At 72.6% G+C, this 20384-nt stretch carries 20 protein-coding genes; 11 read left to right on the top strand and 9 right to left on the bottom strand.

The window, feature by feature from the left end:
- Positions 1–21 precede the first annotated feature (21 nt).
- On the bottom strand, positions 22–1602 hold the full coding sequence (locus ACFYT9_RS09805) for a methylmalonyl-CoA mutase (protein ID WP_387273826.1): 1581 nt from the start codon (positions 1600–1602) through the stop codon (positions 22–24).
- 201 nt (positions 1603–1803) lie between these two features.
- On the opposite strand from ACFYT9_RS09805, the gene ACFYT9_RS09800 reads away from it, so the two are divergent.
- Complete coding sequence (locus ACFYT9_RS09800; protein WP_387273824.1) at positions 1804–2640, top strand: L,D-transpeptidase family protein; 837 nt, start codon at positions 1804–1806, stop codon at positions 2638–2640.
- Between the two features lie 164 nt (positions 2641–2804).
- Here ACFYT9_RS09800 and ACFYT9_RS09795 read toward each other — a convergent pair whose 3' ends face one another.
- Positions 2805–4022: a hypothetical protein gene (locus ACFYT9_RS09795; RefSeq protein ID WP_389162042.1), complete on the bottom strand. Its 1218-nt coding sequence runs from the start codon at positions 4020–4022 to the stop codon at positions 2805–2807.
- Positions 4022–4723 carry an RNA polymerase sigma factor gene (locus tag ACFYT9_RS09790; RefSeq protein WP_389162040.1) on the bottom strand — a complete coding sequence of 234 codons (702 nt, stop codon included), beginning with the start codon at positions 4721–4723 and terminating at the stop codon, positions 4022–4024. The genes ACFYT9_RS09795 and ACFYT9_RS09790 overlap by 1 nt, the downstream gene beginning before the upstream one ends.
- 425 nt (positions 4724–5148) lie before the next feature.
- Between ACFYT9_RS09790 and ACFYT9_RS09785 the strand changes: the two genes are divergently transcribed.
- Positions 5149–5889 carry a Clp protease N-terminal domain-containing protein gene (locus ACFYT9_RS09785; RefSeq protein ID WP_376599591.1) on the top strand — a complete coding sequence of 247 codons (741 nt, stop codon included), beginning with the start codon at positions 5149–5151 and terminating at the stop codon, positions 5887–5889.
- A gap of 2 nt (positions 5890–5891) precedes the next feature.
- On the opposite strand, the gene ACFYT9_RS09780 is transcribed toward ACFYT9_RS09785, so the two are convergent.
- Positions 5892–6422 (bottom strand): hypothetical protein, encoded by a 531-nt coding sequence (locus ACFYT9_RS09780; RefSeq protein ID WP_389162038.1) that lies wholly within the window; start codon positions 6420–6422, stop codon positions 5892–5894.
- A gap of 233 nt (positions 6423–6655) precedes the next feature.
- Positions 6656–8293: a glycoside hydrolase family 20 protein gene (locus ACFYT9_RS09775; protein WP_389162036.1), complete on the bottom strand. Its 1638-nt coding sequence runs from the start codon at positions 8291–8293 to the stop codon at positions 6656–6658.
- Positions 8294–8444: 151 nt separating this feature from the next.
- On the opposite strand from ACFYT9_RS09775, the gene ACFYT9_RS09770 reads away from it, so the two are divergent.
- The 5 genes from ACFYT9_RS09770 (at position 8445) to ACFYT9_RS09750 (ending at position 12658) form a co-directional block, all read left to right on the top strand.
- Positions 8445–9056, top strand: coding sequence for a 2-oxo-4-hydroxy-4-carboxy-5-ureidoimidazoline decarboxylase (locus tag ACFYT9_RS09770; protein WP_376599585.1), 612 nt, complete (start codon positions 8445–8447; stop codon positions 9054–9056).
- Between the two features lie 193 nt (positions 9057–9249).
- Positions 9250–9630, top strand: coding sequence for a succinate dehydrogenase, cytochrome b556 subunit (gene sdhC, locus ACFYT9_RS09765; protein ID WP_360312499.1), 381 nt, complete (start codon positions 9250–9252; stop codon positions 9628–9630).
- A gap of 8 nt (positions 9631–9638) precedes the next feature.
- Positions 9639–10112 (top strand): succinate dehydrogenase hydrophobic membrane anchor subunit, encoded by a 474-nt coding sequence (locus ACFYT9_RS09760; protein WP_360312501.1) that lies wholly within the window; start codon positions 9639–9641, stop codon positions 10110–10112.
- 24 nt (positions 10113–10136) lie between these two features.
- On the top strand, positions 10137–11891 hold the full coding sequence (gene sdhA / locus ACFYT9_RS09755) for a succinate dehydrogenase flavoprotein subunit (RefSeq protein WP_376599583.1): 1755 nt from the start codon (positions 10137–10139) through the stop codon (positions 11889–11891).
- Positions 11891–12658 carry a succinate dehydrogenase iron-sulfur subunit gene (locus ACFYT9_RS09750; RefSeq protein ID WP_387273814.1) on the top strand — a complete coding sequence of 256 codons (768 nt, stop codon included), beginning with the start codon at positions 11891–11893 and terminating at the stop codon, positions 12656–12658. The genes sdhA and ACFYT9_RS09750 overlap by 1 nt, the downstream gene beginning before the upstream one ends.
- A gap of 70 nt (positions 12659–12728) precedes the next feature.
- On the opposite strand, the gene ACFYT9_RS09745 is transcribed toward ACFYT9_RS09750, so the two are convergent.
- The gene (locus tag ACFYT9_RS09745) at positions 12729–13025 is read right to left on the bottom strand and encodes a hypothetical protein (protein WP_387273812.1); all 297 of its coding nucleotides are present in this window, start codon (positions 13023–13025) and stop codon (positions 12729–12731) included.
- Positions 13026–13059: 34 nt separating this feature from the next.
- Positions 13060–13599: a MarR family winged helix-turn-helix transcriptional regulator gene (locus ACFYT9_RS09740; protein WP_387273810.1), complete on the bottom strand. Its 540-nt coding sequence runs from the start codon at positions 13597–13599 to the stop codon at positions 13060–13062.
- A 130-nt stretch (positions 13600–13729) separates the two neighbouring features.
- Here ACFYT9_RS09740 and ACFYT9_RS09735 point away from each other — a divergent pair, with 130 nt between their 5' ends.
- A complete protein-coding gene (locus ACFYT9_RS09735) occupies positions 13730–16243 on the top strand; it encodes a DUF4132 domain-containing protein (protein ID WP_389162032.1) in 2514 nt (837 codons plus the stop codon).
- On the opposite strand, the gene ACFYT9_RS09730 is transcribed toward ACFYT9_RS09735, so the two are convergent.
- Positions 16215–17003 (bottom strand): alpha/beta fold hydrolase, encoded by a 789-nt coding sequence (locus tag ACFYT9_RS09730; RefSeq protein ID WP_389162030.1) that lies wholly within the window; start codon positions 17001–17003, stop codon positions 16215–16217. The genes ACFYT9_RS09735 and ACFYT9_RS09730 overlap by 29 nt on opposite strands.
- A 125-nt stretch (positions 17004–17128) precedes the next feature.
- On the opposite strand from ACFYT9_RS09730, the gene ACFYT9_RS09725 reads away from it, so the two are divergent.
- The 3 genes from ACFYT9_RS09725 to ACFYT9_RS09715 are packed head-to-tail and all read left to right on the top strand — an operon-like array spanning position 17129 to position 18790.
- The gene (locus ACFYT9_RS09725) at positions 17129–17542 is read left to right on the top strand and encodes a hypothetical protein (protein ID WP_389162028.1); all 414 of its coding nucleotides are present in this window, start codon (positions 17129–17131) and stop codon (positions 17540–17542) included.
- Positions 17539–17970 (top strand): thiol-disulfide oxidoreductase DCC family protein, encoded by a 432-nt coding sequence (locus ACFYT9_RS09720; RefSeq protein ID WP_389162027.1) that lies wholly within the window; start codon positions 17539–17541, stop codon positions 17968–17970. Before ACFYT9_RS09725 ends, ACFYT9_RS09720 begins: the two co-directional genes overlap by 4 nt.
- A gap of 10 nt (positions 17971–17980) precedes the next feature.
- Positions 17981–18790, top strand: coding sequence for a TetR/AcrR family transcriptional regulator (locus ACFYT9_RS09715; protein WP_389162025.1), 810 nt, complete (start codon positions 17981–17983; stop codon positions 18788–18790).
- A gap of 24 nt (positions 18791–18814) precedes the next feature.
- Here the strand turns inward: ACFYT9_RS09715 and ACFYT9_RS09710 are convergent, their stop codons facing one another.
- Positions 18815–20368 (bottom strand): ABC transporter substrate-binding protein, encoded by a 1554-nt coding sequence (locus tag ACFYT9_RS09710; protein ID WP_387273798.1) that lies wholly within the window; start codon positions 20366–20368, stop codon positions 18815–18817.
- Positions 20369–20384: the final 16 nt, after the last annotated feature.

Here is a 20384-nt window from a genome sequence, read left to right as displayed (position 1 = left end):
CGCGGGGGGCTGCGGGGGCGGCTAGAAAACGTCGCCGGGGACGTACGTGCCCCAGACCTCGCGCAGGGCGTCGCAGACCTCGCCGACCGTGGCGCGGGCCCCCAGCGCGTCCTTCATCGGATAGAGGACGTTCTCCGTCCCCCCGGCCGCCCGCTTCAGCGCGGCGAGCGCCGTGTCGACGGCCCGCTGGTCGCGCCCGGCCCGCAGCTCGGCGAGGCGCGCGGCCTGCTGGGCCTCGATGGCCGGGTCGACGCGCAGCGGCTCGTAGGGCTCCTCGACGTCGATCGTGAAGCGGTTGACGCCGACGACGACCCGCTCGCCGGAGTCGGTCTCCTGCGCGACGCGGTACGCCGAGCGCTCGATCTCGCTCTTCTGGAAGCCGCGCTCGATGGCGTCGACCGCGCCGCCCAGCTCCTCGACCTTTGCCATCAGCTCCAGGGCGGCGGCCTCCACGTCGTCGGTCATCCGCTCGACGACGTACGACCCGGCGAAGGGGTCCACGGTGGCGGTCACGTCGGTCTCGTAGGCGAGGACCTGCTGGGTGCGCAGCGCGAGGCGGGCGGACTTGTCCGTCGGCAGGGCGATGGCCTCGTCGAAGGAGTTGGTGTGCAGGGACTGCGTCCCGCCGAGCACGGCGGCGAGGCCCTGGACGGCGACGCGGACGAGGTTGACCTCGGGCTGCTGGGCCGTCAGCTGCACGCCGGCGGTCTGGGTGTGGAAGCGGAGCATCAGCGACTTGGGGTTCCGGGCGCCGAACTCCTCCCTCATGACCCGTGCCCAGATCCGGCGGGCGGCGCGGAACTTCGCGACCTCCTCCAGGATCGTGGTGCGGGCGACGAAGAAGAACGAGAGGCGGGGCGCGAAGTCGTCCACGTCCATGCCGGCGGCGACGGCGGTGCGGACGTACTCGATGCCGTCGGCGAGGGTGAAGGCGATCTCCTGCGCGGGCGACGCCCCCGCCTCGGCCATGTGGTAGCCGGAGATCGAGATCGTGTTCCACTTCGGGATCTCGGCCCGGCAGTACTGGAAGATGTCCGCGATCAGCCGCAGCGAGGGCTTGGGCGGGAAGATGTACGTGCCGCGGGCGATGTACTCCTTGAGCACGTCGTTCTGGATCGTGCCGGTCAGCTGGTCGGCGGGCACGCCCTGTTCCTCGCCGACCAGTTGGTACATGAGGAGCAGCAGGGCGGCGGGGGCGTTGATCGTCATCGACGTGGAGACCTTGTCCAGCGGGATCCCGTCGAACAGCACGCGCATGTCGTCGACCGAGTCGATGGCCACGCCGACCTTGCCGACCTCGCCGCCGGCGATCGCCGCGTCCGAGTCGTGGCCCATCTGGGTGGGCAGGTCGAAGGCGACCGAGAGTCCCATGGTGCCGTTGGCGATCAGCTGCTTGTAGCGGGCGTTCGACTCCACGGCGGTGCCGAAGCCCGCGTACTGGCGCATCGTCCAGGGGCGGCCGGTGTACATCGAGGGGTACACGCCGCGGGTGAAGGGGTAGGCGCCCGGCTCGCCCAGCTTCTCGGCCGGATCCCAGCCCTCCAGCGCCGCCGGCCCGTAGACCGGCTCGATGGGCAGTCCCGACTCCGACTCGCGCGCCATGGCTCGTGCCTCCTGATCGTGCTGCCGCCGCTCGCGGCCGTACCGTCCCTCGCGACGGACTGTAGTGGCGGGCGTGCGACCCGGTGGAGGGCAGCACGCCGGGACCTTTCTCACAGCATGAGCGCTTGCTCGCGTCCGTGCGCAACCGGAGGCGGACGGGAAGCATCCCTATGGGCACAGTTCATTCCCCGGGGGGCATCCATGAAGCGTTCTTCCGCCATACGCAGAGCCGTTCTCGCCGCGGCCGCCGCCGCACTCGCCGTCACCGGCTGCACGGCCCAGGCGGTCGGGTCGGACGGCAAGCCGCCGTCGCCGGCCACGACCTCCGCGGCGCCCGCGCCGTCGTCCTCGGAGCCGTCCGCTCCGTCCTCGTCGGCGCCGGCGCCCTCGTCACCGGCTCCGTCGGCGCGGGCGCTCATGAAGGACGGGGACGAGAACGAGCAGGTGCGTGAGCTCCAGGCGCGGCTGCGTCAGCTGGACCACTTCGACCGGGCGCCGACCGGCTTCTACGGCACGATCACGGCGAAGGCGGTCACGCGCTTCCAGGAGATGCGGGGGCTGCCCGGGACGGGTTCGGTGGACGGGACGACGTGGGAGCGGCTGCTCTCCCTGACGAAGAAGCCCACGGCGGACGAGCTGAAGCCGTCCACCACCAACGAGCTGGACACGCCGGACGCCCGCTGCATGACGGGCCGGGTGCTCTGCATCAGCAAGGAGAGCCGCACCCTGGCCTGGATGATCGACGGCGAGGTCGTCTCCTCGATGGACGTCCGCTTCGGCTCGGAGAACACGCCGACCCGTGAGGGCATCTTCCTGGTCGACCGCAAGGTCCGTGACGACTGGTCGAAGCTGTACCACACGCCGATGCCGTTCTCGATGTACTTCAGCCGGGGCCAGGCGGTGCACTACTCGTCGGACTTCGCGGCGCGCGGCTACAACGGTGGCTCGCACGGTTGTGTGAACGTCCGGGACCGGGCGAAGCTCTCGGCCCTCTTCGACCAGGTGAAGGTCGGCGACAAGGTCGTCGTCCACTGGTAGCGGGCGGGGCGCGCGGCGGGGAAGAAGGGGCGCGGGTGGGACCGGGGGAACGTGTCCCACCCGCGCCGGGTGCGCGGAGCCGTAGGTACGGGGGGAACCCCGGCTCTCTGCGCGGCCGATGACCAGTCGGCTCACTCTGTACTGCGCCGACGGGCCCGAAAGTGTCACACCCCCGTTTCGGGGGCTCCCACCGGGCAGAGGGCGAGGGCCGTGACGAGTGTCCGGTCCACGGTGCCGCCGCGCCACGTCCGGTCCCTGGGGTTGTCCTCCGGGTCCGGCGAGTCCTGGCCGTGCGCGCGGCCGGTGTCGGCGGGGGCGGGGACGATGCCGTACGAGAGGTCGGGGCGGTTCCGGTCCCCGGCGTCGCCCTCCTCGCGGCGTGCGTCGCCGTCCTTCTCCCGGTCCTTGTCGCCGTTCTTGGCGTCGCCGTCCTGCTCGCCGCCGGAGCCGGAGCCGGAATCGGATCCCGAGCCGGATCCGGAGGAGCCGGATCCGGAGGAGCCGGATCCGGAGGAGCCGGTGTCGCCCTTGTCGGTGGCGCCGGCGAGGAGCCTGTCGCAGTAGGCGCGCAGGGGCTCCTCGTTCCGCAGCAGCCGGGAGAGGCGTTCGCGGGTGGTCGCGTCGAGGCGGCCGGAGCGGTACTCGCGGCAGGCGGCGATCGGGCCCCGGCGGGCGTCGTCGCCGGCGCCGCTCGTGGCGGTGGGGGCCGTCGGGCCGCGTTCGGGCCGGTCCTGCTCGGGAGAGGTGACGCCGGGCCGGGGGGTCGCGGTGGTGGTGTCGGGCCGGGCCGCGGGGCTCGTGCCGGGCGCGGTCGTCCCCGCCGGTGTGCCGGGGTCCGTGCTCCGCGAGGGGTCCTCGTCCCGTTCGATCGCCGGGGTCGGCAGGCTCGACCCGCCGGACCCGCTCGGCTCGGGCGGGGTGGCGGTCTCGGCGGCGGTGACCGTGCGGGAGGGCTCCTGGTCGACCAGCGGGAGCACTCCGGTGCTCGCGGCGACCGCCACGCCGCCGACGGTGACGGCGGCGAGCGCGGTGGCGAGTCCGTATCGCAGGGAGCGGCCCCACCGCCGGGCCGGGCGGGGGACGGAGGTGAGCCGCACCCTGCCGAGGTCGGCGGAGTGGGCGGGGTCCTGGTCCGGGGCCGGGGCGGGTGCGGCGGTGGCGGCGCGGGCGGCGGTGGCGGTGCGGAAGGCCGCGAGGGCGGCCTCCTCCCCGGCGAGCGGGACGCCGGGGGCGGGTGCGGCGGCGGTACGGGCCGCGGCGAGGGCGTCGGCGAGGGCGTCGGCGCGGGCACGGTCCGAGGGATCGACGGCGTCGACGGGCTCGCCGCGGAACAGCCGCTCCGCGGCCTCCGGGTCGAGCCACTGGTACCGCTCGTCGGCCATCACATGTCCTTCTGCGTACGCGGACGCCATTGCGTCACACCGCCGGGGGCTATGAACCCCGTGTTCCGGCCGCGCTGGGGCGGCACCCCGTCGAGGGGCTGTCCGCCGTCGGGGGAGCCCGGACCGGACGCGCCGGACGCGCCGGCGGTGCCGTCGACGCCGAGGAGTTCGGCGAGTCGCTTCAGGCCGCGGTGGGCGGCGGTGCGGACGGCGCCGGGGCGCTTGCCGAGGGCCTCCGCGGCGCTCTTGGCGTCGAGGCCGACGACGACGCGGAGCACGACGGCCTCGGCCTGGTCCTGCGGGAGGCGGGCGATGAGGGCGAGGGTGTCGCCGGTGGCCAGGGCCTCCAGGGCCTCGCCCGCGGTGTCGGATTCGGCGGGCTTGTCGGTCAGTTCGGTCTCGTCGCCGCCGGAGGCGGGCCGCCGGCCGCGCATCCGGATGTGGTCGAGGGCCCGGTTGCGGGCGATCCTGGCCGCCCAGCCGCGGAAGCGGTCGGCGTCGCCGCTGAAGCGGTCGAGGTCACGGGCGATCTGGAGCCAGGACTCCGAGGTGACGTCCTCGGCGTCGGCGTCGCCGACCAGCGTGCGCATGTAGCCCAGCAGACGGGGATGCACGGCGCGGTACACAGTCCGGAAGGCTTCCTCGTCCCCGTCCTGCGCAGCGAGCACCGCGGCCGTCAGCTCCGCGTCGTCCCCCAGCACTCCCCAAACCCTGTCCGTCGGTCGCGTTCTGCGCGCGCGTCAGCACGTCGGTCGCGTCGTCGGGGCTGGTCATCGCCGCCGAGTCCGCCTCGCGCTCCAGCACGCTACGTCGATTCCGGGCGTCACGTCCACGCGGGTCCGCGCACCTTGTACAACTTGCAACCTTCACACCGGGGGCGGGCGGGTGTGACAGAAAACGCACCACCGGCGCTGTAGGGAGTACGGAGCCGTGCTGCGGCTCCGTGGATGACGACCGGGGCCTCTCCTGTGGGGGGTGGCGGCCCCGGTCGTCTCCCTTTTTCCGGGCCATGTCCGCCCCGTTTCTCCCATCTTCACGCGATACGACACATCACTCGAAAGAAGTCATGGCACACGACTGTCAACCACTCGTTGACAGTCGAGGGCTGTCAACCTAGGGTTGCCTCATGACGCAGCCCGTGGTTCCGAACGTCAGCATCCGTCTCGACGAACTCATCGAAGCGATCAAGAAGGTCCACCCGGACACCCTGGACCAGCTGTCCGGCGCGGTCATCGCGGCGGACTACCTCGGCGAGGTCGCCGACCACCTCATCGGCCACTTCGTCGACCAGGCCCGGCGCTCCGGCGCCTCCTGGACCGACATCGGCCGCAGCATGGGCGTGACCCGGCAGGCCGCCCAGAAGCGGTTCGTCCCCAAGGACCCGGACACCGAGAAGATGGACCCGAACGCCGGGTTCGCCCGCTTCACCCCGCGCGCCCGCGCCGTCGTCGGGGCCGCGCACGACGAGGCCGTGGCGCGTCGCCACGCCGAGTCCGTCCCCGGCCACCTCGCGCTCGGGCTGCTCGCCGAGCCCGAGGGGCTGGCCTTCCTGTGGATCGCCGCCCAGGGCGTCACGGCCGAGCGGCTGCGCGAGGCCGTGACGCCGACGCTGCCGGCGCCCTCGGAGGAGCCGCCGGCCCTCGTCCCGTACGACGCGGCGGCCAAGAAGGTGCTCGAACTGACCTTCCGCGAGGCACTGCGGCTCGGGCACAACTACGTCGGCACCGAGCACATCCTGCTGGCCCTGCTGGAGCACGAGGACGGCGACGGCCCGCTGAGCGGCCTCGGCCTGGACAAGGAGACGGCCGAGCGGCAGATCTCCGAACTCGTCGCCTCCGCCGTGGTCGAGGCGCCCCCGCAGGGGTGAGGTCAGGCGGTCCTGGCGCGGCGGGAGACCACCGCGCGCAGGACTCGGCCGCCCTCGACGGAGAGCTCGCGGGCCCGGCGCAGTCCGGTCGGGCCGTGGGCGACCGAGTCGAGGACGGCCAGCTGGCGGCGGAGCTCGCCCGCGTGCAGCGGCCCGTCGTCGGTCACGTCGTGCAGGCGGTGCACGGCGAGCGCCACCGCCGAGCACCGCTCGGCCCACTCGCGCAGGGGCGCCTCCGCCCAGTCGGCGGGCACCCCGTCGAGCATCGCCCGGACCATCGAGACGATCCCGCCGTCACCGGCGGCCGCGCCGCCGGCGCCCTCCAGCTCGACCCGGGCCTTGGCGACGGACTCCGTCCACGCCCCGCCGCCCCCGCGCGCCACCGCCGCCCACACCGGCCGCAGCACCTCGGCGCGCTCCGGCGCGAGCAGGGGCAGGCACCGGTCCAGGCAGGCCAGCCCCGCGGCGGCGAGGCCGCGCTCGTCGGCCCCGTCCATCCGCTCCCGCAGACCCCGACCCGTACTCGACGTCATGGACGCCTCCTCGCCACCCGATGCGGACGCGACGCGTGCCGCGCCTTCGCTGCATACTGCGCCCGGCGGCCGGATTCCGTCACTCCTCGTGGCGCGAAAATCTCACCGAGTCCGCGAGGGACTTCTCGTCGAAGGGATCGCGGCCGGGGCGGCCGGCGCCCGGTCGGTCTCGCGGTCCGCCGACGTGCCGACGTCCGCGACCGGTGGCGTCGCGAGCGTCCTGCCGGCAGCGCTCAGCCCCGCACCTTCGTCGCCAGCGCGCGGAAGTCGGACCAGCTCTGGGTGGGTCTGCGGGAGTCCCACACCTTCTGGGAGAGGGCCGCGAGAGGGAGGCGGATGCCGGCGGCGACCTGCTCCGGGGTCTGGGCGTTCGCCAGGTCGCACCAGACGGCGAACCGGGCGCCGAGGATCTGGGCGTCGTAGCGGGCCGGGACCGGGGTGGTGCCGCGGACGACCAGCGGGGTCCACTGCTCGTAGATGCGGCGGCCGGTCGGATAGGTGAACTGGTTGGGCTCGCCGAGCACGTAGTAGAGGTACTCGTCGTTGAGGTTCACCAGCCTGCGGCCGGCCTGGAGGTACGGCAGCGGGGGCCGGGCGCCGAACTCCTTGCCGGTCCAGTACTCGACCTCGATGTCCTTCGCCGCGCTCACCACCCCGCCCGCGAAGAAGCCGTCGTTCCACGCCTTGAGGGTCTTGCCGGTCGGGCGGACGGTGGCGGCGCGGTCGTTGAGCCAGTCGGTGGCGAGGTCCTGGACGCGGCCGGACGGCCCGTACGCCTCCCGCGCCGCCCGCGCGAGCTGCGGGTAGCTGGCCTCGGGGTCCTTCGCCATCAGGGCCACGTACTCGTCGGCGCCCAGGTGCCAGTAGGCGCCCGGGAAAAGGGCGGTGTACTCGCGCAGCAGGTCGTCCACGATCCGGGCGGAGTCCGGGTCGGAGATGTCGACCGCCCCGCGCGGCGTGCGGCCGGTGGCGCTGACCAGCTGGAGGTCGGGGTGGGCGTCGATCACGGCGCCGAGGTGTCCGGGCGAGTCGATCTCGGGGACGACGGTGACGTGCCGGCTCGCGGCGAGCGCGAGGATCCGGCGGACCTCCGCCTTGGTGAGGTGCTGCGCCGAGACGACCTCGGGGTGCGAGTCCGACTCGATCCGGAAGCCCTGGTCGTCCGAGAAGTGCAGCCCCAGCTGGTTGAGCTTGAGGTCGCCCATCTCCCTGATCCGGTCCTCCAGCCAGGCGGCCGTGAAGTGCTTGCGGGCGATGTCGACGTTGAGCCCGCGCTGCGGCTTGGCCGGCCGGTCCGCGACGGTGCCCTCGGGCATGGCGCCGGCCGACCTGACGGACTGCTTCAGGGTGCGGGTGCCGTAGAAGACACCGGCCTCGTCCGGGCCGGCGATCCGGACCCGGCCGTCCTTCACGGCGAGCGTGTACGACTCGGGTGCGCCCTTCCCGCCGAGCGCCAGCTCGACGTCACCGGGGCCGGCTGCGGCCTCGCCGCGGTAGCGCAGGCCCAGCTCCTGGGCGATCAGCCGGCCCTCGTCGGCGAGGCCCGCGCTGTCCGCGCCGAGGACGACCCCGGCGCCGGGTCCCGGCTTCCAGCCGGGGCCGCGGGCCGGCTCGTGGGAGCGGACGGCGGGGACGGTGCGGGGGGCGGTGGAGAGCGGGTACGTCCGGGTCGGCGTGGGGGTGGGCGTCGGGGTCGCGGACGGCTGGGCGGCCGTGGTCCCCGGAGTCGTGACGGAGGGTGCCGCGGGGGCCGCGGAGGGGGAGCCCACGCCGGACGGAGAGCCGTTCGAGCAGGCCGCCACGGTGGTCAGGGCCACCGCGGCCGCCAGCAGGGCGGGGCCGCGCAGGGGGCCCCGTGGGGAGTACCGCATCACACGGCATCCTCTCTCACCCGCGGCGGTCCGGCCATCCGGCGGGTCCCGGTCCGAACGGAACCTCCGCGTCCATCACACGTTCCTAAACTCTCCCTTCCGGGTGAAATTCGCGCACCCGTCGGACACTTCGCCCGTCCCGTCGATAACGTTGCGTCACGCCCACCCCATTCGTCCCGCCGTCCCGGAGCCCACGCTGACCAGCGACACGCACGCCCCCTGCCGCAAGCCGGGCCCGGCGGACGCGCCTGCCATACCCGCCCAGAAGTCCTCCGGCGCCCCGCACGGCCTGCTGCTGCTCAACGCCGCCGCCCCCGCCGAGGCGGTCGGGCTGCTGCTCTCCTGCTGCCGCAGCCTCCGCTGGGCCGAGCGGATCGCCGCGCACCGGCCCTACCCCACGGTGGACGCCCTGCTGGCCGCCGCCGAGGAGGCCGGGTACGACCTGACCGGGCCCGATCTGGACGAGGCGCTGGCCGCCGAGTCCTCCGCGCCGCACCCCGACGCGCCGCCGGCCGCCAGGACCGCGCTGCACGCCGCGCACGCCGCGTACGAGAGCCGGTTCGGGCACGCGTTCGTCATCAGCCTGAACGAGGTGCGGCCGGGCGAGCGGCTGGACGCCGTCCTGGCCGGGATCCGGTCACGTCTCGGCAACGAACCGGACGAGGAGCGGGCCGTCGCGGCCGACGAACTGCGCCGGCTCGCCCGCTCCCGGCTCGCCTTCGCGCTCGCCCAGGGGCTCACCCACGGCCGCGCGGAGCTGTGATTCTCCCCGGAAAGGGCCGATTCCGCCCCGGACGATAGTCCGTCCGTGCCTGTTTGATCACACTGACGGACCCCGCGCGAGCGAACCGACAAGTCGTCGCTACGATGACCGGGGCCGGTGGACCGTACCCGGCCGGGCCAGACCGACAGAGAAGCCGGCCGGGCCCCGATCCCCGCTCCCGGAGGGTTTTTCCGTGCCGGCTGGAACGCTGTACCGCGGCCGGGAAGGAATGTGGTCCTGGGTGGCTCACCGAGTCACCGGCGTCCTCATCTTCTTCTTCCTGTTCGTACACGTGCTGGACACCGCTCTCGTCCGCGTCTCCCCCGAGGCGTACGACGAGGTCGTCGCGACCTACAAGACGCCGATCGTCGCTCTTCTGGAGTACGGCCTGGTCGCCGCCATCCTCTTCCACGCGCTGAACGGTCTCCGTGTCATCGCCGTGGACTTCTGGTCCAAGGGCCCGCGCTACCAGAAGCAGATGCTCTGGACCGTCGTGGGCATCTGGGCCGTGCTGATGGCGGGCTCCGTCTACCCCGTCCTCGGCCACGCCGCACGTGAACTGTTCGGGAGCTGATCTCAGACATGTCTGCTGACACCACCTCCGCGATCGGTCCCGTCGAGGGCGCCTCCTACGACGCGGACAACCCCGCCCCGTACATCGAGGCCCCGCGCAAGCGCACCGGCAGGACCCCGCGCGCGACCCGCGGCAACTTCGAGATGGCCGCGTGGCTCTTCATGCGCCTCTCGGGCGTCGTCCTCGTGGTCCTCGTCCTCGGCCACCTGCTGATCCAGCTCTTCCTGGACGGCGGCGTCTCCAAGATCGGCTTCGCCTTCGTGGCCGGCCGCTGGGCGTCCCCGTTCTGGCAGGTCTGGGACCTGCTGATGCTGTGGCTCGCGATGCTGCACGGCGCCAACGGCCTCCGTACCGTCATCAACGACTACGCGGAGCGCCCCAACACGCGCCTTTGGCTCAAGGGCCTGCTGTACACCGCCACGGTGTTCACCATCCTTCTGGGCACGCTGGTGATCTTCACCTTCGACCCGAACATCCGCTAGGCACGGGGCTGAGGTAACCACGCCATGAAGATCCACAAGTACGACACCGTCATCGTCGGCGCCGGCGGCGCCGGCATGCGCGCCGCCATCGAGGCGACGAAGCGCAGCCGCACCGCCGTGCTGACGAAGCTCTACCCCACCCGCTCCCACACGGGCGCCGCGCAGGGCGGCATGGCCGCCGCGCTGGCCAACGTGGAGGAGGACAACTGGGAGTGGCACACCTTCGACACGGTCAAGGGCGGTGACTACCTGGTCGACCAGGACGCCGCCGAGATCCTGGCGAAGGAGGCCATCGACGCCGTCCTCGACCTGGAGAAGATGGGCCTGCCCTTCGGTCGTACGCCCAACGGCGACATCGACCAGCGCCGGTTCGGCGGTCACTCCCGCAACCACGGCGAGGCCCCGGTCCGCCGCGCCTGCTACTCGGGCGACCGCACCGGCCACATGATCCTCCAGACGCTGTACCAGAACTGCATCAAGGAGGGCGTGGAGTTCTTCAACGAGTTCTACGTCCTGGACCAGCTCATCGTCGAGGTCGACGGCGTCAAGAAGTCCGCCGGCGTCGTCGCGTACGAGCTGGCCACGGGCGAGATCCACATCTTCCAGGCGAAGGCGGTCGTCTACGCCTCCGGCGGCACCGGCAAGTTCTTCAAGGTGACGTCGAACGCCCACACCCTGACCGGTGACGGCCAGGCCGCCTGCTACCGCCGCGGCCTGCCCCTGGAGGACATGGAGTTCTTCCAGTTCCACCCGACGGGCATCTGGCGCATGGGCATCCTGCTGACGGAGGGCGCCCGCGGTGAGGGCGGCATCCTCCGCAACAAGGACGGCGAGCGCTTCATGGAGAAGTACGCGCCGGTCATGAAGGACCTCGCGTCCCGTGACGTCGTCTCCCGCTCCATCTACACGGAGATCCGCGAGGGCCGCGGCTGCGGTCCCGAGGGCGACCACGTCTACCTGGACCTGACGCACCTCCCGCCGGAGCAGCTCGACGCCAAGCTCCCGGACATCACCGAGTTCGCCCGTACGTACCTCGGCATCGAGCCGTACACGGACCCGATCCCGATCCAGCCCACCGCGCACTACGCCATGGGCGGCATCCCGACCAACGTCGAGGGTGAGGTCCTCTCGGACAACACCACCGTCGTCCCGGGCCTGTACGCGGCCGGCGAGGTCGCCTGCGTGTCGGTGCACGGCGCCAACCGCCTCGGCACCAACTCGCTGCTCGACATCAACGTCTTCGGGCGCCGCGCGGGCATCGCCGCCGCCGAGTACTCCCACAAGCACGACTACGTCGAGCTGCCGGAGAACCCGGAGTCGCTGGTCGTCGCGCAGATCGAGAACCTGCGCAACTCCACGGGCACCGAGCGGGTCGCCGACGTGCGCCGCGAGCTCCAGGAGACGATGGACGCCAACGTGATGGTGTTCCGCACGGAGCAGACCATCAAGACGGCCGTCGAGAAGATCGCCGAGCTGCGCGAGCGCTACAAGAACGTGTCCATCCAGGACAAGGGCAAGCGCTTCAACACCGACCTCCTGGAGGCCGTCGAGCTGGGCAACCTGCTCGAACTGGCCGAGGTCATGGCCGTCTCGGCCCTGGCGCGCAAGGAGTCCCGCGGCGGTCACTACCGCGAGGACTACCCCAACCGCGACGACGTCAACTTCATGCGCCACACGATGGCGTACCGCGAGGTCGGCGAGGACGGCTCCGAGACCGTGCGTCTCGACTACAAGCCGGTCGTGACGACCCGCTACCAGCCGATGGAGCGTAAGTACTGATGGCCACCCCCGTTCTGGACAAGGTCGAGTCACCTTCCCCTTCGTCCCCCTCCTCCCCGTACATCACGGTCACCTTCCGGATCCGCCGCTTCAACCCCGAGGTCTCGGACGCGGTGGTCTGGGAGGACTTCCAGGTCGACATCGACCCGAAGGAGCGTGTGCTCGACGGTCTCCACAAGATCAAGTGGGACATGGACGGCACGCTCACCTTCCGTCGCTCCTGCGCGCACGGCATCTGCGGCTCCGACGCGATGCGGATCAACGGCAAGAACAGGCTCGCCTGCAAGACGCTGATCAAGGACATCAACCCCGAGAAGCCGATCACCGTCGAGCCCATCAAGGGCCTCACGGTGCTGAAGGACCTCGTGGTCGACATGGAGCCCTTCTTCCAGGCGTACCGCGACGTCATGCCCTTCCTCATCACCAAGGGGAACGAGCCGACCCGCGAGCGCAAGCAGTCCCCCGAGGACCGCGAGCGCTTCGACGACACCACCAAGTGCATCCTGTGCGCCGCGTGCACGTCGTCCTGCCCGGTCTTCTGGAACGACGGCCAGTACTTCGGTCCGGCCGCGATCGTCAACGCGCACCGCTTCATCTTCGACTCGCGCGACGAGGGCGGCGAGCAGCGCCTGGAGATCCTGAACGACAAGGACGGCGTGTGGCGCTGCCGCACCACGTTCAACTGCACGGACGCCTGCCCGCGTGGCATCGAGATCACCAAGGCGATCCAGGAAGTGAAGCGCGCGCTGATCACGCGTCGCTTCTGACCTGCTCCGCGTGGTGCGAAGGCCCCGTCTCCCTCCGGGAGGCGGGGCCTTCCGCCGTCCGGGGCCGGTGTCAGCCGCCGACCAGCGGGACCAGTCTGAGGAAGACGACCTCGGTGGCCGGGCCCAGCGTCACCCACTCGTCCGGGTCCTCGATCTGGCGGTCGCCGACCAGGACCAGGAAGCCGTTGCGGGCGAAGGCGTCCAGGGCGCGGGCGAGCGCGGCCTCGTACCCCTCCGGTCCGGTCTCCAGGGCCACCCGGCGGGCTATCAGTTCGCGCAGCGGCAGGCGCTCCTCGGCGACGGCGAGGGGTGCGGTCGCGGTGCGGTCGCCGAGGGTCGTCTCGTCGACGAAGGTCACTGTTCCCATGCCGACGAGGGTAGGGACCGCCACTGACAAGCGGTCAGTGGTACCAGTGCGGGGCGGCCGGGTCCGCCTCCGCGGCGAGCATGACGCGCCGGAGCAGGTCGTTGAGCGTGGCGCGCTCGGCGGGGGCCAGGACGCCGAGGAGACGCTCCTCCTCGCGGCCGAGGACGTCCATGGCACCGAACCAGGTGGTGCGTCCGGCGTCGGTGAGCTCGACGACGACCCGGCGGCGGTCGCCGGCGGCGGGGGCGCGCCGGACCAGGCCGCGCTTCTCCAGGGCGTCGAGGCGGCCGGTGACCGAGGCAGGGGCGAGGTCGAGGTCCTGGGCCAGTTCGGAGGGGGCGGCGGAGCCGCCCCGGCCGGCCAGTTTGTGCAGGGTGTCGAACTCGTGGCGTTCGAGGTCGAAGTCGAGGAGGGACTGCTCGCGGACCCGGCGGAGGTGGACGGAGAGCTTCTTCATCCGGGTGACCGCGCCTTCGACGACGGGGTCGAGCCCGGGCAGGACGGGCCGCCAGCGGGCCACGTGGCCGTCGGTCCAGTCCTGCTCCTGGGGCGCTGAGGGCTCCGGCTGGTTCATGGGGTGATCGTACGTGCGGGGGTCGTGCCCGATCGGGGTGGCGATGCCGCGTCGCCGGGCATGTCGTCTTTGGACGGTTCGGCCGGCGGGCTCCCGGGCGTTGTCGGTGGCGGGGCCTACCGTGGTCGGCATGGTGGGGATCACGGGCCCGGTGAGCGGGCTGGACGAGGCGGTGGCCCGCGAGCGGGCCGGACGGGCGGGGGCTCTCACGGAGTTCCTGGACGGGCTCGACGCGGCGGGACGGCGTTCGGCGGCGTTCGCGCTCCAGCGTCACGGGACGCACCGGGAGTCCGCGGAGCGCGGGCTCGCCCACCTGGCCGGGCAGCGGCTCGGCTGGTCGGCCGCCGAGTGCGACCTGATGCTCGCGCGGCTCCTCGGGCGTGACGCGGATTTCGCCCCGCACGAGCTGCGCGAGGCGTTCCTGGTGGTGGTGCCGATCGCCGTCTCGGTGGCCGAGCAGGTGGAGGACTACGACCGGCCGCGGCTGCGGACGCTCCGTCTCCTGGCGGAGTCCTACCGGTGGTACGCGGACACCGACGAGTACAAGGAGATCCGGGACCGGATCGACGCGCTGCTGGCCCGCGAGGCCCCCGTGGTCGACGGCCTGCTCCCCCGGCACCTGCTCGACGGGCTCGACGACTACGGCCCCGCGATGCGGGAGGCCCATGGGGAGCTGCTGTCGGGTCCGGGGGTCGCCGCGTTCCTGGGGCACTGCGCGCTGCTCGGCAAGCCCCGGGCCACCCGGGTGTGGCGGAAGCGGGCGGCGGAGCTGCTGGCCGGGGCGGAGCGGGGTGCGGAGGTGGTGCGGCGGCTGCTGGAGGGGATCGCCGCGCAGCCCGAGCACCGGGTGCACGACCTGAACCCGTACGGCATGGGGCTCGCGTCGCTCGCCGGGGACGGCAACACCTCCCTGGTCCGAGGGCTGTTGTGGGCGGCGCCCGAGCTCCGGGAGGAGTGGGTGGTGCCGCTGATCGGGGCGGTCGCGCTGAACGCGGGGACGGGGCTCGGCGGGTCCGGGGGGATGTGCCGCAGTCAGCCGATCGCGACGGCGGCGGTCGCCGTGCTCGGTGAGCTGCCCGCCGACCGGGCCGAGGAGGCGGTGGCCGAGCTGGGGCGGCTGCCGAGGCGGGTGGTCAACCGGACGGTGGTCAAGGGCATCGTCCGAGCCCGCGAGGCGGTCTCCGCGCGGGCCGGGATGACCGCCTCGATGCTGCGGGAGCGGGCCGTGCCGGCGCTCGGTCTCGACGGGCGCGGGGCGCGGGAGGTGGCGCTGGGGGCGTACACGGCGGAGCTGGCGGTTCGGGAGCCGGGCACGGCGCTGCTCTCCTTCAGGGGCCCGGAGGGAAGGCTCCTGAAGACCGCTCCGAAGGAGGTGCGGGAGGCGCGTGCCGAGGAGCTGAAGGAGGTCAGGGCGGGGCTGCGGAAGCTGTCGGGGCTGCTGGCGGAGGAGCGGGGCCGTCTCGAGGAGCACCTGGCGGCGGGCACGACCTGGCCGGCGGAGGACTGGCAGCGGTACTACGCGGAGCATCCGGTGACGGGCGCGGTGGCGCGGGCGCTGGTCTGGGAGGTCGGGGGCGGGGACGACCGTGCGGGCTGGACGGCCGGGCTTCCCGAGCGGGCCGGCGGGGGCTGGGCGCTGGCGGCGGCGGACGGCACCGCGCGGCGGGTGGCCGCGGGTGACCGGCTGCGGCTGTGGCATCCGCTGCGGGCCGGGGACGAGGAGGTCGCCGAGTGGCGGGCGGCGCTGCTCGACCGGGAGGGGCGGCAGCCGTTCAAGCAGGTGTTCCGCGAGGTGTACCCGCTGACGCCGGCGGAGCGGGAGACCGCCTCGTACTCGAACCGCTTCGCCGGGCACGTGCTGCGGTACGGGCAGGCGCGGGCCCTGATGACGGGCCGGGGCTGGGCGGGGAGGCACCTGGGGTACTTCTCCGAGGGGGACTCCACCGAGCTGGTGAAGGAGCTGCCCGCGCCGGGTGAGCTGCCGGCCGCGGAGGGGACGCGGTGGCGGGCCCGGTTCTTCCTGGATCTGGTCGACCCGGGGGCGTACTCGGAGGGGACCGCGGTGCTCTGCGCGACCGATCAGGTGCGGTTCGAGCGGAAGGCGGGCTCGGCCGGGCCGCGGGCGTGGGAGGCGGCGCCGCTGGAGGAGGTGCCGGCGCTGGTGCTGTCGGAGGCGCTGCGGGACGTGGACCTGTTCGTGGGGGTGGCGTCGGTCGGGGCGGACCCGGACTGGCGGGACCGGGGCGCGGACCGGGCGTACGGCGACTACTGGATGCGCTGGGGCTTCGGTGAGCTGGGCGAGGGAGCGCGGGTGCGGCGGGAGACGCTGGCCCGGCTGCTGCCCCGGACGCGGCTCGCGGACCGGGTGGAGCTGACGGACCGGTTCCTGCGGGTGCGGGGGGAGTTGGGTGCGTACCGGATCCATCTGGGCTCGGGGAACGTGCTGATGGAGCCCTCGGACGCGTATCTGTGCGTGGTGGTGGACCGTTCGCGGGAGGCCGGGCGGGCGGCGGGGAAGGTGTTCCTGCCGTTCGAGGAGGACGGCGGGATGCTGTCGGTGATCCTGTCGAAGGCGTTCCTGCTGGCCGCCGACGACCGGATCACCGACCCGTCGATCACCGCCCAGCTGCGGCGGGGGCGCTGACCTCGGCGAGGTGGTCGAGGAGGAGGCGCAGGGTCTCCTCGGGGCGCTCCAGGGACGGCAGGTGGCCGGCCCAGTCGAGTTCGGCGCGGCGGGCGGCCGGGAGCAGGGCGGCGAGCTTGTCGCCCATGGCGCGGAAGTCGGGGAGGTCGTGGGCGCCGGTCACGACGAGGGCGGGCACGTCGATCGTCGCGAGGTCGTCCTCGGTGACGCCGGCGGGCTGGGCCTCGTGCTCCTCGGGGACGTCGAGCTGGAGCTCGAAGGCGCGGCGCTGCATGGTGTGGACGAGGGCGCGGGCCTCGTCGCCGGCCTCGGGGCCGAGCCACAGCTCGACGTTGAGGGCGGTGGCGGCCTCCACGTCGCCGGCGTCGAGGAGCGCCCCCTCCCGCTCCCAGAAGGCGGTGAGTTCGGGTCCCGGCCGGTGCTCGACGGGGGCGGCGGGGCAGAGCAGCGTGAGCGAGGCGGTCCGGCCGGGGTGGCGGGCGGCGAACTCCAGGGCGACCTCGCCGCCGAAGGAGGATCCGACGAGCGCGGCGCGCTCGACGCCGAGGTGGTCGAGGAGGTCGCGTACGTCGTCGGCGTGGACGTGCGGGGCGTCGGCGGGGGTCTCCCCGAAGCCGCGGAGGTCGCAGCGGACCACGCGGTGGCCGGCGTCGGCGAGGGCCTGGAACTGCCCGTCCCACATCCGGCGGTCGCAGACCCCGGAGTGCAGCAGGACGACGGTGAGGGGGCCGGTGCCGGCCGCGTCATGAGAAAGCGTCACCCGCGTGACTCTAGGGGTGGCGGTCCGCTCTGGCCACACCTTTCCCACCGCGACTTGAACGCGTTCAAGAGGAGGTCTACAGTCAGGACCACCAGCATTTGAACGCGTTCAAGGGAGCGTGGGGCATGGATCTCACTGTCGTCGCGTACATCGCCTACCTGCTGATCAGCGTGGCCCTCACCCTCTGGGTCGGCCGCACCCTCAGCCGCAACGGGCGGATCTTCCTCTCCGACGTCCTGCACGGGGACGAGAAGCTCGCGGACGCCGTCAACCACCTCCTGGTGGTCGGCTTCTACCTCGTCAACTTCGGCTTCGTCGCCCTCTATCTGAGCCAGGACGAAGCCGTCCTCGACGCCCGGGCGCTCTTCGAGGCCCTCTCCGTGAAGCTGGGCGTCGTCCTCCTCGTCCTCGGCTTCATGCACCTCGGCAACGTCTACGTCCTCAACAAGATCCGCCGCCGCGGCGTGATGGAGCGCGAGCAGGTCCCGCCCGTCGCCCCGCAGGGCTGGACCACGACCGCGCCGGGTGCCGGGGCATGACACCCGTCGGGCGCCTGACCGTGCTGTACGACGCCGACTGCCCGCTCTGCGTGCACCTGCGGCACTGGCTGCTGCGGCAGCGGCAGCTCGTCCCGCTCGACCTCGTCCCGGCCGGCTCGCAGCGGGCCCGGCAGCTCTTCCCCGACCTCGACCACGCGGCCACCCTGCGGGAGATCACCGTGGTCGGGGACCGGGGCCAGGTGTACCGGGCGTCGGCCGCCTGGATCGTCTGCCTCTGGGCGCTGGCCGAGCACCGGCCGAGGGCCCACTGGCTCGCCACCCCCACGGGGCTGCCCTTCGCCCGGGCCACCGTCCTCGCCGCCGCGAAGTGGCGCGAGGCGCTCAAGGGCCCCGGACGGCAGGACGGGCACCCCGGCGACGGGTCCTGCGCGACCGGGCACTGCGAGGTGCCCGGTCCGCCCGGTTAGGCTCGGCCCCGTGAAGGACGCGAAGGAAGAGAAGAAGGCCCCGGACGCTCCACGGGCCCAGGACGCCCCGAAAGCCCAGGACGCCCCGAAGGCCCCGAAGAGCGAGCAGACCCGGACCCTCATCCTGGAGACCGCGCTGCGGCTCTTCCGGGAGCGGGGGTACGACAAGACCACCATGCGGGCCATCGCCCAGGAGGCCGGCGTCTCGGTCGGGAACGCCTACTACTACTTCGCGTCCAAGGAGCACCTGGTCCAGGGCTTCTACGACCGGATCGCCGAGGAGCACCAGGCCGCGGTCGAACCGGTCCTGGAGGGCGGCGAGAAGGAACTGGTCGCCCGCATCCGGGGCGTGCTGCTCGCCTGGCTCGACATCGCGGAGCCGTACCACGAGTTCGCGGCCCAGTTCTTCAAGAACGCGGCCGACCCGGACAGTCCGCTCTCGCCCTTCTCGCCGGAGTCGGAGGGCCCTCGCGAGGCGGCCATCGAGGTGCACCGACGGGTGATCTCCGGCGCGTCCGTGAAGGTCGACCCCGAGCTCTCCGAGGCGCTGCCGCAGCTGCTGTGGCTCCAGCAGATGGGCCTGGTGCTGTTCTGGGTGTACGACCGCTCCGAGGGCGCCGCCAACAGCCGGCGCCTCGTGGAGCGGCTCTCGCCGGTGACCGCCCGGGCGATCTCCCTCTCCCGCTTCCGCATCCTGCGCCCGCTGGTCAAGGAGACCCACGACCTCCTCGCGGACTTCATGCCGACGGCGGCCGGGATGGCGGCGTCGGGGCGGCCCCGCAGGACCGCCCCGACGAAGAACGGGGACGAGGGCTCCTAGGAGTCCCGGTCTCCTTCTCAGGTCCTAGAGCCAGGAGAGCTCCCACAGACGCCAGATGCCGGTGCCGTCCGAGAGGTTCTGCGAGCCGCCGACGGCCTCGGTGGCGAGGACGTAGTCGTTCTTCTGCCAGAGCGGGACCAGCGGGACGTCCTGCGCGACCTGGTCCTGGATGCTCTTGAAGTCGCCGGTCGTCCGGGAGCGGTCGTCGTGCCGCTGGGTGTCGGTGATCAGCTTGTCCACGGCCTTGCTGGAGTAGCCGTTGTCCAGGGTGTTCCCGGTGCCGACGAGCGGGGCCGTGAAGCTGTCCGAGTCGGGGAAGTCGGGGAGCCAGCCGACGGTGTAGGCGTCGTAGGCGCCGCTGGTGTAGCCCTTCTGGAAGGTCTGCCAGTCGGCCTCCACGACCTTCACCTCGAAGAGCCCGGTCTCCTCCAGCTGCTTCTTGATCTGGGCGGTCTCGGCCTTGTACGTGTCGTCCTGCCGGTAGCCGAAGGTGAACCGGACCGGCGTCTGGACGCCGGCGTCCTCCAGCAGCTTCTTCGCCTTCTTCACGTCCGGTGCCGGGTAGCGGTCGTAGAAGGCCGTGCTGTGGCCGACGAACCCCTGCGGGATCAGCGAGTACAGCGGCTCGACCGTGCCCTTGTAGGCGCCGGTGGTGATGGCCGGCCGGTCGAGGATCGCCGCGATCGCCCGCCGTACCGCCTTCTCCCCCATCGGCGAGTCGGCCCTGGTGTTGAAGACGATGTTGCGGATCTCGGCGCTCTCCGCCTCGGTGAGGCGGTTGCCGCCGTGGGTGTCCAGGCTCTCCACGAAGGACGGCGGGAGCTGGCGGTGCGTCACCTGGACGTCCCCGGCCTTCCACGCGTTCGCCAGGTCGTCGGACTGCTTGTAGTACTTCACCAGGACCGGGCGGCCCGTCCCGGGGAGCGCGCCCCGGTAGTTCGGGTTCGGCTCCAGCAGGGCGCTCTGGCCGGGCTTGTACTCCTTGAGGAGGTACGGGCCGGTGCCGTCGACGCCGTTGTCCTGGCGCAGCGCGTCGGCCTGGTAGCGGTCACGGTCGACGATCGACCCCGCGCCGGTGGCCAGCTTCAGCGGGAAGGTGGCGTCCCGGCCGCCGAGGTTGAAGGTGACGGTGAGGCCGTCGGCGACGACGCTCTTCAGCGTCGGGAAGAGCGCCGCGGGACCGACCTCGTCCTTGATCTTCAGCATCCGGTCGAAGGAGTACTTGACGTCCTCGCCCGTCACCTTGCGCCCGCTCGGGAAGGTGAGGTCGCCCCGGAGCGTGCACTGGTACGTGCTGAGCTTGTCGCTCATGAACCGGCAGTTCTCTGCGGCGTCCGGGGTCGGGGTGGTGAAGCCCGGCTTGAAGGTCAGCAGCGACTGGTAGACGTTGCTGTAGATCGCCCAGGAGCCGGCGTCGTAGGCGCCGGCCGGGTCGAGCGAGGTGACCTCGTCGGTGGTGCCCACGGGGACGGGGTCGCCACGGCCCTCGTCGGAGGGCAGGAGTTGCCAGCCCCCCACCCCCGCGGCCACCAGTACTCCACAAGTGATGAGGATCCGGAGACGGACCGTCGACCGCATTGCCGTGCTTCCTTTA

This window comes from Streptomyces sp. NPDC004435, from assembly GCF_042873895.1.
Taxonomy (GTDB): domain Bacteria; phylum Actinomycetota; class Actinomycetes; order Streptomycetales; family Streptomycetaceae; genus Streptomyces.
This window is presented reverse-complemented; position numbering and strand designations above follow the sequence as displayed.